Annotated in this window: 14 protein-coding genes; 9 read left to right on the plus strand and 5 right to left on the minus strand. The window is 65.4% G+C overall.

What is annotated here, in order from left to right; all coding sequences use genetic code 11:
- Positions 1 to 85 precede the first annotated feature (85 nt).
- The 5 genes from cbiE (at position 86) to PQB87_RS09040 (ending at position 5,048) form a co-directional block, all read left to right on the plus strand.
- Positions 86 to 1,348, plus strand: coding sequence for a precorrin-6y C5,15-methyltransferase (decarboxylating) subunit CbiE (gene cbiE, locus PQB87_RS09020; protein WP_489241463.1), 1,263 nt, complete (start codon positions 86 to 88; stop codon positions 1,346 to 1,348).
- On the plus strand, positions 1,348 to 2,436 hold the full coding sequence (locus PQB87_RS09025) for a cobalt-precorrin-5B (C(1))-methyltransferase (protein ID WP_489241465.1): 1,089 nt from the start codon (positions 1,348 to 1,350) through the stop codon (positions 2,434 to 2,436). Before cbiE ends, PQB87_RS09025 begins: the two co-directional genes overlap by 1 nt.
- Positions 2,433 to 3,164 (plus strand): cobalt-precorrin-6A reductase, encoded by a 732-nt coding sequence (locus PQB87_RS09030; protein WP_489241467.1) that lies wholly within the window; start codon positions 2,433 to 2,435, stop codon positions 3,162 to 3,164. The genes PQB87_RS09025 and PQB87_RS09030 overlap by 4 nt, the downstream gene beginning before the upstream one ends.
- Positions 3,165 to 3,207: 43 nt before the next feature.
- On the plus strand, positions 3,208 to 3,936 hold the full coding sequence (cobM, locus tag PQB87_RS09035; protein ID WP_059682612.1) for a precorrin-4 C(11)-methyltransferase: 729 nt from the start codon (positions 3,208 to 3,210) through the stop codon (positions 3,934 to 3,936).
- 242 nt (positions 3,937 to 4,178) lie between these two features.
- Positions 4,179 to 5,048: a hypothetical protein gene (locus tag PQB87_RS09040; protein ID WP_021163548.1), complete on the plus strand. Its 870-nt coding sequence runs from the start codon at positions 4,179 to 4,181 to the stop codon at positions 5,046 to 5,048.
- A gap of 46 nt (positions 5,049 to 5,094) precedes the next feature.
- Here PQB87_RS09040 and PQB87_RS09045 read toward each other — a convergent pair whose 3' ends face one another.
- Positions 5,095 to 6,273 carry an MFS transporter gene (locus tag PQB87_RS09045; RefSeq protein ID WP_489241470.1) on the minus strand — a complete coding sequence of 393 codons (1,179 nt, stop codon included), beginning with the start codon at positions 6,271 to 6,273 and terminating at the stop codon, positions 5,095 to 5,097.
- Positions 6,274 to 6,411: 138 nt separating this feature from the next.
- Here PQB87_RS09045 and PQB87_RS09050 point away from each other — a divergent pair, with 138 nt between their 5' ends.
- On the plus strand, positions 6,412 to 6,927 hold the full coding sequence (locus PQB87_RS09050; RefSeq protein WP_226146726.1) for a MarR family winged helix-turn-helix transcriptional regulator: 516 nt from the start codon (positions 6,412 to 6,414) through the stop codon (positions 6,925 to 6,927).
- Positions 6,928 to 7,080: 153 nt separating this feature from the next.
- Entirely contained in the window at positions 7,081 to 7,476 is a 396-nt protein-coding gene (locus PQB87_RS09055) for a hypothetical protein (RefSeq protein ID WP_225740340.1), read from the plus strand.
- Positions 7,477 to 7,874: 398 nt separating this feature from the next.
- Here PQB87_RS09055 and PQB87_RS09060 read toward each other — a convergent pair whose 3' ends face one another.
- The gene (locus PQB87_RS09060) at positions 7,875 to 9,035 is read right to left on the minus strand and encodes an IS30 family transposase (RefSeq protein WP_489241472.1); all 1,161 of its coding nucleotides are present in this window, start codon (positions 9,033 to 9,035) and stop codon (positions 7,875 to 7,877) included.
- A gap of 267 nt (positions 9,036 to 9,302) precedes the next feature.
- Between PQB87_RS09060 and PQB87_RS09065 the strand changes: the two genes are divergently transcribed.
- Positions 9,303 to 9,929, plus strand: coding sequence for a hypothetical protein (locus PQB87_RS09065; RefSeq protein ID WP_489241474.1), 627 nt, complete (start codon positions 9,303 to 9,305; stop codon positions 9,927 to 9,929).
- 46 nt (positions 9,930 to 9,975) lie between these two features.
- A complete protein-coding gene (locus PQB87_RS09070; protein ID WP_489241476.1) occupies positions 9,976 to 10,449 on the plus strand; it encodes a hypothetical protein in 474 nt (157 codons plus the stop codon).
- Between the two features lie 566 nt (positions 10,450 to 11,015).
- Here the strand turns inward: PQB87_RS09070 and PQB87_RS09075 are convergent.
- The 3 genes from PQB87_RS09075 to PQB87_RS09085 are packed head-to-tail and all read right to left on the minus strand — an operon-like array spanning position 11,016 to position 15,228.
- Positions 11,016 to 12,365 (minus strand): amidase family protein, encoded by a 1,350-nt coding sequence (locus tag PQB87_RS09075; protein WP_059858388.1) that lies wholly within the window; start codon positions 12,363 to 12,365, stop codon positions 11,016 to 11,018.
- On the minus strand, positions 12,362 to 13,705 hold the full coding sequence (locus PQB87_RS09080; RefSeq protein ID WP_489241479.1) for an MFS transporter: 1,344 nt from the start codon (positions 13,703 to 13,705) through the stop codon (positions 12,362 to 12,364). The genes PQB87_RS09075 and PQB87_RS09080 overlap by 4 nt, the downstream gene beginning before the upstream one ends.
- 35 nt (positions 13,706 to 13,740) lie before the next feature.
- Positions 13,741 to 15,228 (minus strand): N-acyl-D-amino-acid deacylase family protein, encoded by a 1,488-nt coding sequence (locus PQB87_RS09085; protein ID WP_489242840.1) that lies wholly within the window; start codon positions 15,226 to 15,228, stop codon positions 13,741 to 13,743.
- Between the last annotated feature and the right edge of the window lie 188 nt (positions 15,229 to 15,416).

A 15,416-nucleotide genomic window follows, 5' to 3' on the forward strand; every position in this document is an offset into this window, starting at 1 on the left:
CGGCATGGAAACGAATCAACGCGCGGCGCTCCGGCAGCCGCGCATCGCAACAAACGGGATGGAATCGAACGATGGGGAAGGGTGCATGACGGCGTGGCTGACGGTAGTGGGCATCGGCGACGACGGTTACGCGGGGCTCGGCCGCAGCGCGCGCCGCGCGCTGCTCGACGCGACGCTCGTCGTCGGCGCGAAGCGGCATCTCGACATGCTGCCCGCACGGCTGCCGGCCGCGCGCGAAGCGTGGCCGTCGCCGTTCGACCTTGCGGGCGTGCTTGCACGGCGCATGTCGCCCGTCTGCGTGCTCGCCAGCGGCGACCCGATGCTGTTCGGCGTCGGCGCCACGCTCGCGCGCTCGCTGTCCCCTGACGAATGGCGCGTGCTGCCCGCGCCGTCGTCGCTGTCGCTGGCGGCCGCCCGCCTCGGCTGGGCACTGCAGGATGTCGGCTCGGTTTCGCTCGTCGGCCGTCCGCTTGCGGCGCTCGCGCGCCACCTGCTGCCGGGCCGCCGCCTGTTCGTATTGAGCGCCGACGGCCGGACGCCGGCCGCCGTCGCGGCCGAACTCGTCGCACGCGGCTTCGGGCCGACGCGCATCAGCGTGTTCGAGCATCTGGGCGGCCCGCTCGAGCGGCGTCTCGACGGGCTAGCGCAGGACTGGCGCGTCGCCGAAACGGCCGCGCTCAATCTGGTCGCGCTCGACTGCCGGGCCGGCCCCGACGCACCGCGCCGCGCGCTCACGCCCGGCCTGCCCGACGATGCATACCGCCACGACGGCCAGCTCACCAAGCGCGACCTGCGCGCGATGACGCTCGGCCGCCTCGCGCCCGTGCCCGGCGAGCTGCTGTGGGACGTCGGCGCCGGCAGCGGCTCGATCGGTATCGAATGGATGCGCGCGCATCCGTCATGCCACGCGATCGCGATCGAAGCGCATGCGGAGCGGCAGCGCTTCATCGAGCACAACCGCGACGCGCTCGGCGTGCCGGGCCTGCAACTCGTCGCGGGCCGCGCGCCCGAGGCGCTCGCGGGGCTCGCCGCGCCGGACGCGATCTTCATCGGCGGCGGGGCGACCGCGGCCGGTGTGCTCGACGCGTGCTGGGCATCGCTGAAACCCGGCGGCCGGCTGGTCGCGAACGCGGTCACGCTGCAGGGCGAGCTGGCGCTCGCCGCATGGCGCGAGACGCACGGCGGCACGCTCACGCGCGTGTCGCTCGCGCATGCCGAGCCGCTCGGCCGCTTCGACACGTGGCGTCAGGCGCTGCCGGTCACGCTGTACGACGTGCGCAAGCCGGCCACGGTCGACACGGCCGGCACGGCGGCATCGCCAGCCACGACGCATACGACGGACGCGTGATGCGCGACGAGACCCCCGAACAGCCCGCGCCGCTACGCTTCGGCTACACGACCGGCAGTTGCGCGACCGCGACGTCGCTCGCCGCCGCGCGGCTGCTGCTCGCGGGGCATGCGGACGACGCGGTCGAGATCGTGCTGCCGAAGGGGCAGCGCGTGATGATGCGGCTCGAGTTCTGCCGGACGACGGCCGACGGCGCGGAAGCCGGCACGATCAAGGATGCCGGCGACGATCCGGACGTCACGCACGGCGCGCTGATCTTCGCGCGTGTCGCGCTCGCGGCGGCGCCCGGCGTGCGTTTTCATGCGGGGCCGGGCGTCGGCACGGTCACGCGCGCGGGGCTGACGCTGCCGGTCGGCGAACCGGCGATCAACCCGGTGCCGCGCCAGATGATGACGACGCACCTGGAAGCGCTGGCGGCCGAGCACGGTTATGCGGGCGGCTTCGACGTGACGATCGGCGTCGAGGGCGGCGAGGCGCTCGCGCTGAAGACGATGAACCCGCGCCTCGGCATCGTCGGCGGGTTGTCGATCCTCGGCACGACCGGCATCGTGCGGCCGTTCTCGTGCTCGGCCTATATCGCGTCGATCCATCAGGGCATCGACGTCGCGCGGGCGAACGGCATCACCCATATCGCCGCGTGCACGGGCAACGCAAGCGAGGATGCGATGCGCGCGCACTACCACCTGCCCGACATGGCGCTGATCGAGATGGGCGATTTCGCGGGCGCGGTGCTCAAGCACCTGCGGCGCGCGCCGGTCGCGCGGCTGTCGATGTGCGGCGGTTTCGGCAAGCTCAGCAAGCTCGCGGCCGGCCATCTCGACCTGCACAGCCGCCATTCGAGCATCGACCTGCCGCTGCTCGCGCAGTGGGCGGCCGAGGCCGGCGCCAGCGACGCGCTGCAGGCGGCAATGCGCGCCGCGAACACGAGCCAGGAAGCGCTGAAGCTCGCACACGCCGACGGTGTGCCGCTCGGCGATCTCGTCTGTGCGCATGCGCTGCGCGTCGCGCGCGACATCGTGCCGCCGTCGGTTACGGTCGAGATGTTCGCGATCGACCGGCAGGGCCGCTTCGTCGGGACAGCGCGATGAGCGCGCGCATCCTGCTGCTCGGCGGCACCGGCGACGCACTGAAGATCGCGCGCGCGCTCGGCCCGCATCATGTCTATAGTCTCGCCGGCCTCGGCAAGACGCCCGACGACCTGCGCTGCGACGTGCGGGTCGGCGGTTTCGGCGGCGCTGCCGGGCTGGCCGCGTATCTGCGCGACGCCGGCATCGGCCTCGTGATCGACGCGACGCATCCGTATGCCGCGCAAATCAGCGCGAATGCCGCCGCCGCGGCGCGTGAAGCGGGCGTGCCGCTGTGGGCGCTACGCCGTGCGCCGTGGTCGCCGCAACCCGGCGACGACTGGCGCATGGTCGATGACTGGGCCGGCATCGAAGCCGCGCTCGCGCCGTTCCGGCGGCCGCTGTTCACGCTCGGCCGCGAACCGCTCGCACATCTCGACGCGATCCCGCCGCACCAGTTCTGGCTCGTGCGCTGCCTCGACCCGCATCCCGGCAACGCGCGTGCGCAGGTCGTCGCCGCGCGCGGGCCGTTCACGCCGGAGGGCGAGCGCGCGCTGTTCGCGCTGGCGGGCATCGACGTCGTCGTCAGCAAGAACAGCGGTGGCGCGGCCACCGAAGCCAAGCTCGACGTCGCGCGCGAACGCAGGCTGCCGGTCGTGATGCTGCGCCGGCCGCCGCTGCCCGCCGCCGACCGCGCGTTCGACTCGGCTGCGGCGCTCATCGACGCGCTCGATCCGGCCGCGCGCGCATGACGCCGCGCGGCCGGTCATCCCATGAATTGACGGAGATTTTTCGATGACGGTGTATTTCATCGGCGCGGGCCCCGGCGACCCGGAGCTGATCACGGTGAAGGGCCAGCGCCTCGTGCGCACGTGCCCGGTGATCCTGTATGCGGGTTCGCTGGTGCCGGCCGCCGTGCTCGACGGCCATCGCGCGGAGCAGGTCGTCAACACGGCCGAGCTCGACCTCGATGCCATCGTCGCGCTGCTCGCCGCTGCGCACGCGAAAGGGCAGGACGTCGCGCGTGTGCATTCGGGCGACCCGTCGCTGTACGGCGCGATCGGCGAGCAGATCCGCCGTCTCAAGACACTCGGGATTCCGTACGAAATCGTGCCCGGCGTGACGGCCACGGCCGCATGCGCGGCGACGCTCGGCGTCGAGCTGACGCTGCCCGGCGTCGCACAGACGGTGATCCTCACGCGCTTCGCGGGCAAGACGACGATGCCGGAAGGCGAAGCGCTCGGCTCGCTCGCCGCGCACCGCGCGACGCTCGCGATCCATCTCGGCGTGCGCCATCTCGCCCGCATCGTCGACGAAGTGCTGCCGCATTACGGCGCCGATTGCCCGGTCGCGGTGATCTATCGCGCGAGCTGGCCGGATGAAGAACGCGTGACCGGCACGCTCGCCGACATCGTCGGCAAGGTGCAGGGCACGCAGATCGAGCGCACCGCGCTGATCCTGATCGGGCGTGTGCTCGACGCCGAAGGGTTTGCGGATTCGACGTTGTACGCGAGTGCGGGTTGATTACGCACGGGCAGGGCGTTCGCGCAAGTGCGTGCAGAGCGCCGCGCCGATCGTGATCGCGCCACCGACGAAGTAGATCGGCGCTGCGATGCCGACGACGGGGATCAGGTTGAGCACGACCACGCTCCAGTACGATGCGTTGTCGCGCGCGCCGCGAACGTTGCTTCCGGGCCAGGGTCGACGATTTGCGTTCGGTATCGCGCATGCAGTCGCGCCGCAGTCAATCACAAGGACATTGCTGAATGAATCACCGTATTCGATCGGTCATTTTCGGCCTGGCGGGATTGACGTCCGCTTTGCTGGCGGTATCCGCAGCGCAAGCCACCGCCGAAGCAAACGAAGCCCGCGCCATACCGTTCGTCGAGGTCGCGAAAGCCGCCGTGCCCGATCGCGACTGGATACCCAGGGTCTGCCAACTGGTTTCGGCACCCTGCGGCACGGCAGGCCAGCCAAGCGACGCAAGCAAGGCGCCGTCGCTGTACCGGGTCAGGAACGACGCGCCCGGCAATTACTATGCGATCCTGCCCGGCCCGCAGTTGCTGAAGGTGAGCTTTGCGTCCGCCACCGGCTGGAAAGTCCTGCAGCGGTGGGATTTCTCCGACTACCAGCCCGCCGACCGCGTCGACGGCGATGGCGAGGCGCCACCGCTCGGGATCTACCCGGCGCTGTACCCGCTCGGCAGCGAGCGCTTCGCGGTCGCGGTGCTGGCCGGATGGTCCGAAAGCTATTCGGGCGGCGGCGGAAGCTGGGAAAATGCCGACTTCGTCGAACTGCGGCCGAATGGCGGGCATGCGGGCACGCCACGGATATCGAAGCTGCCGTTCAGTTGCGACAAGCAGATTCGCGCATGCTTTTCCGAACGCGAGTACCAGCACTCGCCGCATTGCAGCGAAGACTTCGACGGCTCGCTGCGGCTGCGCTTCGTGCCCGGCGCGAGTGCCGGCAAGCTCGACTGGATCGCAACCTGGAAAGAGACGCATTGGCCGGGGCTGAAGCCGAAAAGCACGACCGAGCACACGTCGGTTTCCGTGACGTTGCCGGCAGGGCAGGATCCGGTTGCCGCCGGCAAGGCGCTGCGCGACAAGGTGTCTTTCTGCGAGCCGGTCAACTGAGCGGCGGCCGCAGCCGAGCGGCAACGGCCGTGTTCCCCGGCCCGCGCTAGGCACGCGCAACACGCCGCGCGAGCCGCGGCGCAAACCCCGCGGCCAGCGCGAACAGCGCGACGCACAGGCAGGCCATCGCGACCCACGCGGGCGTCAGGTTCGCGAGATGCTGGCGCACGATGCCGGCCGCGAACGGAAACAGCCCGGCGATCAGGTAGCCGATGCCCTGCACGAACCCCGTCAGCGATGCGGCATCGGCCGGCGTCGCCGCATGGTCGACCGTGACGATCAGCGACAGCGGAAACAGCGCGCCGATCCCCGCGCCCAGCAGCAGCGCGGCCGGCAACGCGAGCGCTTCAGGTGCGGCCAGCATCACCAGCAAGCCGACGAACAGCGATGCGATCGCCGCATGCAGCGCGGGCCGGCGATCGGGCAGGCGGTCGATCGTCGCCGAGATCGTCAGGCCCGCGACGACCTCCGCGAGCGTCACGCCGCCGAGCAGGCTGCCGGCCGCCGTCGGCGACCAGCCGAGCCGCATGTAGTAGGGCGGCAGCCACGCGAGCACGAGCGTGTACGCGCCGGTCGCGATGCCGAAGAACAGCGCGAGCCGCCACGCGCGCGGCGAGCGCGACGGCCGCGCATGCGTGGCCGACGCCGGCCCGGCGGCAAGCGTGTTGCCGCCGCGGCTGGCAAGCGGCCACGCCAGCGCGGCCACCGCGGCCGGCAGCGCCCAGCCCGCGAGCGCGGCGAGCCAGCCCCAGCGGGCCGCGGCGAACGGCGCGACGACGCTCGCGAGCACGGCGCCGCCCATGATCGACGTCGAATAGACGCCCATCGCGCCGCCGATCCGCGTCGCGAAATGCGCCTTCACGAAGCCGGGCAGCAGCGCCTGCACCATCGCGATCCCGACGCCCGCGCAGCAGGCGCTCGCGAGCAGCAGCCACGCGTGCTGCGCGCCGATGCGCGATGCGCAGGCCAGCCCGATCAGCGCGACGCCGAGCCACACGCCGCCCGCGATGCCGGTCACGCGCTGCAGGCGCCGCGCGCTCAGCGCGCCGAGACCCATCAGCAGGATCGGGATCGTCGTCAGCAGGCTGGCCGCGCCGTCGCCGATGCCGGTCGCGCGCTGGATCATGTCGAGCAGCGGGCCGACCGCGGCGAGCGCCGGCCGCAGGTTCAGCCCGACGAGCACGATGGCGGCGAGCCGCCATCCGGGGGAAGTGAAGCGATTCATCGCAAGGCCCTCGAAATCGGTGCGCGGCCCCGGAAGGGCGCCGCGCGATTTTCATGTAAAGTATCTCGACATCAAGATAAACGCCGATTTATCTCGACGTCAAGATAACTGGCAGGCCGAGGAGGGTTAATGGATCAGGTGGATCGAGCTGCGCATGCGCTCGCGCAATGGCGTAACGAGCGCCCGGATCTCGACGCGTCGTCGATGGTGGTGATGGGGCGGTTGCAGGAAGCGGCGCTCGTGATCGCGCGCGACCGCCTCAATCCGCTGTTCGCGCGCTACGGGATGCAGCCGGGCGAATTCGACGTGCTCGCGACGCTGCGGCGCGGCGGTGCGCCGTTCGTGCTGACGCCGACGGCGCTGTACGACGCGCTGATGATGTCGTCGGGCGGGATGACCGCGCGCATCGACCGGCTGCAGAAGGCCGGCTGGGTCGAGCGCCGGCCGAACCCGGCCGACGGGCGCGGCACGCTCGTCGCGCTGACCGACGCCGGTCGTGCGCTGATCGACGAAGCGGTCGTCGCGCACATCGACAACCAGCGCCAGTTGCTGGCCGTGTTGTCGGATGATGAGCAGGCGCAGTTGTCGCGACTGTTGGAGAAGCTGCTGGCGGGGGTGGGGGGCGGGGCGCCGGGAGAGCCGGAAGGTAAGTAGCGTCGCGAGCAAAAACAAGGTTCTTCGTGAATTTTCGTGGATGTCGCTTGGCGACCCGAAGCGGTCCTTCGAATGCGCCGATAGCGGTCATTCGTTATTGGGTTTCCGCGTTGGTATGATTCGCATCTGGTTGAGAGGGATCAAGATAGATCGATGATGAAACTCGAAATCGAGGGCAGACCAGTAAACACTGTGCCGACTCCCGCACAGATCACACGTGCGCTCAAGTCGCTGCGAAGCTACGGCAAGTCATCTTATGCGTCATTGACTGACGACACCGGCAACTATGTGCAAGTAGCCGGCGGTGGCGCCAGCTGTATGATCGAGCGCTTTGAATTCGGCGCGCAACGATGGAGAGCCTTCCATAACAAACCCTCGCCTGTACGCCCTGATGGCACGGTCCTGGTCTTTCGAGCGGGCAACATTCCGATGCGCTCAGATGAATGGTTCATGGCCGATCAGGTCGTGGAAGTATTTCTGGCCTTCCTAGGCGGAACATCGTATCCGCCATTTGTTCACTGGCGGTTAGCGCCGGACTTCCGAGCTTGAGACCCCAGGCGAGCCGTCTCCAAGCAAGTACGCCATCTGGCGCTCGTACGCAGCGGGTGAATAGGATTGTCGATCGAGATCGTCCTGGACGCTATATTCTCCGTAGCCTACAAATTCATAGTAGACGGCCATAGTCTCTGCATGTGAACTCGTCCAGAATGTCCAGACCCATTCACTTCCAGTCTCATTAAGCGCACGAGCGGCGTCGCCATCTGGTCCATATGGAATGCATGCAGGAAGCGATTGTCCGTGCCCGTCGGGACATAGCCAAACCTCATGCAGATATCCGAGGGAGTGTCTCATTTCCGTGCGTCCTGGATTGGTGATTCGGTCGTCATGCGCGAGGCATTGTCAACTATCCTCGTGCTTGGGTCGAGTGTCTCTTCCTGGCGGTGGATTCAACCGGTCGATGCAACAGCTTGATGGAATCGTTCAGCCGGTGTATCGAAGTTTAGTGTCTTGCGGGGACGTTCGTTGAGCCGTCGGGCAATGGCGTTAAGCTTGGCCTGCGAGTAGGTAGAGAGGTCCGTTCCTTTTGGGAGGTACTGTCTCAGCAGCCCGTTCGTGTTTTCGTTCGTGCCGCGTTGCCAGGGATGCTGGGGATCGCAGAAGTAGACCTTGATGTCCGTCGCGACAGTGAAGCGCTTGTGGCCAGCCATCTCCGTACCCCGATCCCACGTCAGCGATTTATACAATTCCTGCGGAAGCTTGCCGGCGTGTCTTATCAGAGCATTGACGACAGCTTCAGAGTCCTTGCTGGCAATCTTCACCAACATCACGAACCGGGTCTGGCGTTCGACGAGTGTTGCAATCTGACTGTTGGCGTTGCCGAACAGAAGATCGCCTTCCCAGTGCCCGGGTATTGCTCGATCCTCGGCCGTGCCCGGGCGTTCACTGATCGATATGGCATCGCGGATGTTCGTGCGGTCCTCGGTCTTCAGTGTGTGTTGACGCGATCGACGCATCGCCCGAGAACGGCGCGGGTGTTCCAGCAGTTCTCTTTTCAGCGCACCACGGGCCTGGATATAGAGGCTCCGATAGATAGTCTCGTGCGACACCTGATAGTCCTTGTTGACCGCATACACGTGCTTGAGCCAACCCGCAATCTGCTCCGGCGACCACTGCAATCGGAGCTTGCTTGCCACAACCTGGGCGAGTGTCCGATTCCTGACCAGCTTACATGTCTTTGGGCGCCGTGCGCGGTCCCAGGCGAGCGCGTCGGCCTGGGTCGCCCGATAGTACTGCCTTCCGCCATTTCGCTGCACTTCGCGGCTGATAGTAGATGGCGCCCGTCCTAACCGCGCTGCTATCGATCGAATCGACTGGCCGGCGACGACTGCGCGCGAGATTTCCTCGCGTTCGGCAAGCGTCAAGGCCAGCTTTGAACGGTGTCGAGGCGCTGGCTGCATTCCGCCAGTCCTGACGAGAATCCCCTGAATAGAGGAATGGTGGCGATCGAACAGTTGGGCAATCTGATGAAGCGTGTCACCCTTGCGCCACCGCTCCCACATCAGGGCCTTTTGAGTCTCGGTGTAGTAGATCCTGCGCCGCTGTTTCATTTGCAACACCTCCACTGCATACGCAGCGTCTAGTGTGTTGCATCGACCGGTTGAATCCACCACCCATCTCAGTCGTTCGAGCCAACACTAGATTGACGACAACTCGTGAGAGGACAACAGCCATTCGTTCGGTCGAATCCCTCGATACGTGGGCACGGATGAACACCCGATTTGGATCGGGCAATAATGGTCAATCGTCAGATATTTATGTAACATTGTCCTCGCCTGCATCCCTCGCTTGCACAACTTAATGTGATCGTACTTAATATGACGCCCGAAGAGATAACAGATAAAATCGCAGAAATAGACGCTGAGATGGAGGAGTTGACAAAAAAGGTTTGGGCCGCCTGCGATTGCGACAATCATCTTGAATTGAGAAAAAGGGAATTCGGCCAAGGCAGTCATTTTGTTTACCAGTGCAACAAATGCGGAAATCAAAAGGGGAATTCTGTTGGCAAGATCAAGGCACACTCAATTCTGAACGGAAAACAACCTCAAGAATTTGATTCGTATATAGCAGAAAAAGCGAAAGTTAACAGAAAACCTGATAGAGATCGATACAATAGCCTTCAGATTGAGCGTTTTCGCTTGGTGAATCTCAAGCATGGAGCCATGGATTATCAACCGCCGCATGTTATCGATAATAAAAAACGAGAAGAAGTGAGTGCACAGCTGATCCGGCAGATCGAAAATATCTCCTCGACCTTGAGTGAGGTCGATGTAGTCAGACTCTTGGTAGAGCAGGTCGTCCGCCTGAAAAAGAAAGCTCGCGAGGAGGCAATCGCCACAACTCACCGATTTGCGGACGAGGACGCCCTTAAAAATTGGTTTGTCAGGCATTTTGCGCAGGATTTTGATATTTTCCCTGAGGTTCCGGGGGGTGCACCTTGCTGAAAAAGTAAACGTTAGGATCGATTTTATGTTGCGAGCACGATCGCACTTGGTCGATCTCGGATTCGATGAGCGAATGTTTGGTGTTGAAGTAAAATATTTTAGCCAGGATGACGGGTTCACTGGCAAAACAAGTCGTGGGCTGTGGCAGGAAATTAGCTACAACGATTGTGAATTCGATGTGGATGGAGTGAAGCGCAAGCCGAAATTTTGCCTGATGTTTTCAAATCTTTCTTTTGAGTCGGAGCGGAATTTAATAAAAAATCTCGGCAGTGAGTTCGAAAATGATAAGCAGGAATGGCGTGGAATGTTGCACCTTGCCAATCATGCGCGAGTGGGAACTTTGGATGTGCGTGGAGATAGAGATAATTACCGCGGGTGGGAGATTCGCTTCGTGGGCGGAGTATATTTTACTTGCTCGGTTTCGAAGAGTGGTTCCAGTCATAGAAAATCGAACGATAACGTAATTAACAAGGTTAGAATTGGAAATTCGGAGACTAAACGAAAACTTCGGACAATGTAGTCGAGAGGTTCGACCGACTGTGCAACTGACGAAAAGAGCGAAGTCCGCCAAATGGGTTGATGGTATGTCTTCAAATGGGGCACCCGGCCTCGACCACTTCAAACAGCATCATGCATTCCCCGTCTGCGCGATTATCGGAGAGCAGGCGACGCTCAAATGGCGGTGAGCCGAAGCCATCGATTGTCCGCTTCTGGCCGAAAGCGGCCGGCCGCCGGTCTGTGACGCATGACCGGCGCAGATCGGCCCATCGGCGACAGTCGGCAGGTCCGCTTCCAGCTGTCTGCTTCCCAACTTTCTTCGGTCATTCGCGCGGTCGAGCGCCGATCTCCCTCGGGATGCGTTAACGAGCCGGCAGCGTGACGTGTGATCGACAATGCCTCCTGCAACGGCCAGATTGAGCAACGACAATCCCCTCAGTCTGGCCGCCCCGTCATCCGAAAATCTTGGCTCACGGCTGAATAAGCTTCCTTACTGAGCTTCCTTGCGTGCGGGCGTCAAAACACGGCGTTCACAGGCTCGTGGTGAATGGCAATCAGGCGGCATCGTGCCTACTGGCACGAGGTTGTTCATGTCTCCCCACGCGCGCGGGCAATCTGCGCTCCGGCGGCAAAGCACGCCGCCTCACTACCCTTGGCGCCGATCAGTTGCACACCGACAGGCAACTCGTTACCGGCGTGACACGGTGCGCTGACGACGGGCAGTGCCGCGAACGAAATCGGCTGCGTGAGCCTGCCGAGCGATTTTGCGGGTTCGAGCGGCGTGCCGTTCACTTCGATCGCTGTGTCGGTGAACAGTGGCGCTGCATACGGCGTGGCTGGCGCAATCAGGACTTCGTAAGGCGAGAACAGCGCGCTCAGTCGAGCGCGCCATTTTACGCGGATCGAGAGCGCCTCCTCATAGGCGCTATCAGCAGTCGCGAGGCCGGTGACGATCCGCTCGCGCAGCCGCGCGGAAACGAGCGATGGCTCCGCGTCGAGCAAGATCCGATGCGCGCGTGCCAGCTCGTAGTTCGAGACAGTAAGCGAAGCCGCGCGGATTTCGGTGAGCGTGTCCTCGTCGATCGCCGTTTCGTCGACGTGCCCGAAACAGGCGGCGGCGCGTTGCACGGCGCGGCGCGCATCCGCGTTCGCAAATTCCATGAAGCCTCCAGTGAGCACGGCTACGCGCAACGGCGCGCGCATGTTCCCTACGCGTGCGCTGCGATCGGTTCCGCACAACGCATCGTAAAGCGCGACCAGATCGGCGAACGTCCGGGCAAAGCCGCCCGCGACGTCGAGCGACGGTGCGTAAGGTAAGCAGCCCTGCATCTCGAGCCCGCCGTTGCTAGGCTTCACGGCCCATACGCCGCACAGCGCAGCGGGCGCGCGGATCGAGCCGTTGGTGTCGCTACCCAGCGCGAGCGGTGTGTAGCCCGCAGCTACCGCCGCCGCCGAACCGCTCGACGAGCCACCAGTCATGCGCGCAGAGTCGGCCGGAAGATGCACTGCTCCGAAGTGCGGGTTGACACCGGTCGCGCCGCAGGCGAGTTCGTCCATGTGCGTCGCGCCTACAGGCACCGCGCCTGCCGCGCACAAGCGCGCGACGAGCGCCGCGTCGGCGCTTGCCGCCGGCAGCGCGAGGCGCGCGGGCGAGCCCGCGACCGTCGTATAGCCCGCCACATCGAAATTGCACTTGACCAGAAATGGCACGCCCGCGAGCGGGCCGGGATTGCGGCCCGCTCGTACGGTCTCGTCGATGCGGCGCGCGTCTGCAAGGGCGCGCGTCTCGAACGTCATCTGAATCGCATGGATACGCGCGTCGCATTCCACAATCCGGTCGAGTGCGGCGCGTGCGAGGGATTCCGCACTCAGGTGTCCGGTGCGTACGGCTCGCGCGATCGCATCGACGTTGGCGTCGAGCGGCGATGCGCTGCTCATGCGCGCCCCATGAAGCGGCGTGGAATCGCGAGAATCAGCGCGGCGGCGCTGAAGAGCGTGAGCGCGAGCAGGGCCACGCCGATCTCGGTGCTGCCCGTCAGGCCCTTGAGATAGCCCATGATCGACGGCCCGACGAAGCCCGCGATGGCCGCGCCGATGTTCACGAAGCCCGCGCCGCCCGCCGCCGCTTCGCCGGCGAGGATGCGTGAGGGCAGGCTCCAGAACATCGCGAGCGTGCTCATGATGCCCGCCACGCCGACGGTCAGGCAGGCGACGGCCAGCACCGGATGCGCATGCATGCCCACGCTCGCCAGCAAGGCCACGCCGCCCGCGATCACGGGCACGGCGGTGTGCCACCGACGCTCGCCGGTACGCACGGAATGCTGCGCGTTCAGCACCATCGCCACGGAGGCGACGAGATAGGGCACCGCGTTGATCATGCCGACCGCGAAATTGCTGAGCGTGCCGAGCGCCTTGATCATGGTGGGCATCCAGAAGATCAGCCCGTAGTTGCCCACGTTATAGAGGAACGAGGTCGTGAATAGCAGCCACAGCGTGGGCTCGCGCAGCGCATCGCCGAGACTGGCGCGCTTGCCTTCGGCTTCTGCGGCCATCTCCTCGTGCACCATGCGCTTTTCGGCGTCGCTGAGCCAGCGCGCGTCTTCGATGCGCTCGGCCACCGAGACCATCAGATAGAGACCGAGCAGCACCGCGGGCAGGCCTTCGATGAGGAACATCCATTGCCAGCCGCGCAGGCCGAAGCCGCCGTGCGTCGCGTCCATGATCCAGCCCGAGAGCGGGCCGCCGATCACCACGCCCAGCGGCATCGCGAGAAACAGTAGCGCCATCACGCGCGAGAGCCGGCGCGACGGAAACCAGACGCTGAAGTAGGCGATCACGGCGGGGAAGAAGCTCGCCTCGGTCACGCCGAGCAGGAAGCGCAGCGCGTAGAACATCATCTGGTCGCGGGTGGCGAGCGTGGCGATGGAGACCACGCCCCACGCGATCATCGAACCGGCGATGCACTTCTTCACGCCGACGCGACGCACGAGCCAGCCCGCGGGAATCTGCAGCAGCAGATAGCCGACGAAGAACAGTCCCGCTCCGACGCCATATGCGGCGTCGGAGAGCTGCAGATCGCTCACCATCTGCAGTTTCGCGAAGCCTACATTCACGCGGTCGAGATAGCCGAAGAAATAGCACACGAGGATGAGCGGAATGATGCGTCGCGTGAGCTTGCTGTAGAGCGCATCGACGTTCCCGCCTGCATCCGGGTAAGGATACGTGCCGGGCGTGCTGGCCGCCCCCGTGTTATTTGTGGTGCTAGTGGTGGTTGTCATGTGAGTCCATGCCAGATGAAGTCGGATGCGGGGCGTCAGGCGTGCTCGGGCGTAGTGGGAGATTCGGCCTTCGCTGCGTGCGGCGCATGCTGCGAACGGCGTAGCGCGCGGCCCGGCCGTGCGCCGGTGGGCCACGCATGCGTCAGCACGGCCCGGCCATTCACGAACACGTGCTCGATGCCTTCGGGGCGCAGCGTCGGCTCGGCGAAAGTCGCGCGGTCGATCACGCGCGCCGGGTCGAACACCACGAGGTCGGCGTAATGCCCCACGGCGAGATGGCCGCGTTCTTCGATGCCGAACTGCTCGGCGGTGAGGCCCGTCATCTTGCGTACGGCTGCTTCGAGCGGGAACAGGCGGCGCGTGCGTGAGAATTCGCCCAGCACGCGGGGGAACGTGCCCCACAGGCGCGGATGCGGGCGCGTGTCGTTGGGCAGGCCATCGGAACCCACCATCGTCATCTCATGCTGGAAGATGCGCTCGACATCGCGTTCGTCCATCACGAAATAGATCGCGCCCGCCGGACGCAGTGCCTCGATCGCAGCGTCAACGGAATCGCCAAACATCGGCAGCAGTTCGTGGAAGTCGCGCCCCGCGAGCTCGGGATGTGGCTTTGACCACGCGAGCGTCACGCGCGAGGACTGACGGATACGATCGGCGCGCAGCATGGTCGAGGTGGCCGGATAGGGATGGCAGTCGAGGCATAGCGGTTGCTGTGCGCGCTGCGCGTCGATGCGCGCGAGCGTTTGCGTCGAGCGGCCGTGATTCTCCTTGCCGGCGACCTTGTGATGCGAGAGCACCACGCGTACGTTGAGCGCGCGGCCGATCGAGAAGGCTTCCTCGAGCGAATCCATGATGTGCGCGGTCTCGTCGCGCAAGTGCGTGGCGAACACGCCGCCGGTCTCGCGCAGGGGCGCGCACACGTCGATGAGTTCCTGCTCGGTCGCGGCGGCGGCCGGTGGATAAAAAGTTCCCGACGACACGCCGAACGCGCCCGCAGCCATCGACTCGCGCACGTCGGCGGCCATCGCGGCGATTTCCTGCGCGTTGGCCGCGCGGCGTAGATCGACCATATGACGCACACGGAGCGTGGAATGGCCGACCAGCGCTACCGTGTTGACGGCGGCTGGCGTGGCGTCGAGCGCATCGAGATACGCGGCGAACGAGGGGAAACGGAATGCCTGCCACGCGCCGAGCAGATCGAGCGGCTGCGGCACTTCGCGCTCCGCACGGAGCGGCGCGAGGCTGATACCGCAATTGCCGGCGATCACCGTGGTCACGCCCTGGCAGACCTTCGGCTCGACGCCGGGGGCACTCAGCACGAAGGCGTCGTCGTGCGTGTGGCTGTCGATGAATCCAGGCGCGACGATCTGGCCTCGGGCATCGATCACAGTGTCAGCCGTGTCGCCCGAGAGATCGCCGATCGCGGCGATGCGTTCGCCGAGCACGCCGAGGTCGGCGCTGTAGCGCGCGGCACCCGTGCCGTCGATAAGCTCGCCGTGGCGAAAAATGACGTCGTAATGCATGGTGGCTCCTGGCTTCCGCCGCGCAATTGCGGCGGCGTGCGCCGGGCCGCGCGTCAGCGGCGCGCTGGATGCCACGTACGGGCCCGGTCAGTCACGCTCATATCGTCAGTGGCCAAATTGCGTGCGTCCAATGCCAGTCTGCTCGCGATTCATGCGCAATTGCTATCAACGCGGGCTGCTGCGTCGCG

This window comes from Burkholderia sp. KL41 (assembly GCF_057005415.2).

What these genes read in the sequence shown, in the direction of transcription:
- PQB87_RS09065 (WP_489241474.1), top strand. Translation starts at nt 9,303, where the DNA reads ATGACGCCCGAAGAGATAACAGATAAAATCGCAGAAATAGACGCTGAG.
- PQB87_RS09025 (WP_489241465.1), top strand. Translation starts at nt 1,348, where the DNA reads ATGCGCGACGAGACCCCCGAACAGCCCGCGCCGCTACGCTTCGGCTAC.
- cbiE (WP_489241463.1), top strand. Translation starts at nt 86, where the DNA reads ATGACGGCGTGGCTGACGGTAGTGGGCATCGGCGACGACGGTTACGCG.
- PQB87_RS09040 (WP_021163548.1), top strand. Translation starts at nt 4,179, where the DNA reads ATGAATCACCGTATTCGATCGGTCATTTTCGGCCTGGCGGGATTGACG.
- PQB87_RS09045 (WP_489241470.1), bottom strand. Translation starts at nt 6,273, where the DNA reads ATGAATCGCTTCACTTCCCCCGGATGGCGGCTCGCCGCCATCGTGCTC.
- PQB87_RS09060 (WP_489241472.1), bottom strand. Translation starts at nt 9,035, where the DNA reads ATGAAACAGCGGCGCAGGATCTACTACACCGAGACTCAAAAGGCCCTG.
- cobM (WP_059682612.1), top strand. Translation starts at nt 3,208, where the DNA reads ATGACGGTGTATTTCATCGGCGCGGGCCCCGGCGACCCGGAGCTGATC.
- PQB87_RS09075 (WP_059858388.1), bottom strand. Translation starts at nt 12,365, where the DNA reads ATGAGCAGCGCATCGCCGCTCGACGCCAACGTCGATGCGATCGCGCGA.
- PQB87_RS09030 (WP_489241467.1), top strand. Translation starts at nt 2,433, where the DNA reads ATGAGCGCGCGCATCCTGCTGCTCGGCGGCACCGGCGACGCACTGAAG.
- PQB87_RS09080 (WP_489241479.1), bottom strand. Translation starts at nt 13,705, where the DNA reads ATGACAACCACCACTAGCACCACAAATAACACGGGGGCGGCCAGCACG.
- PQB87_RS09085 (WP_489242840.1), bottom strand. Translation starts at nt 15,228, where the DNA reads ATGCATTACGACGTCATTTTTCGCCACGGCGAGCTTATCGACGGCACG.
- PQB87_RS09055 (WP_225740340.1), top strand. Translation starts at nt 7,081, where the DNA reads ATGATGAAACTCGAAATCGAGGGCAGACCAGTAAACACTGTGCCGACT.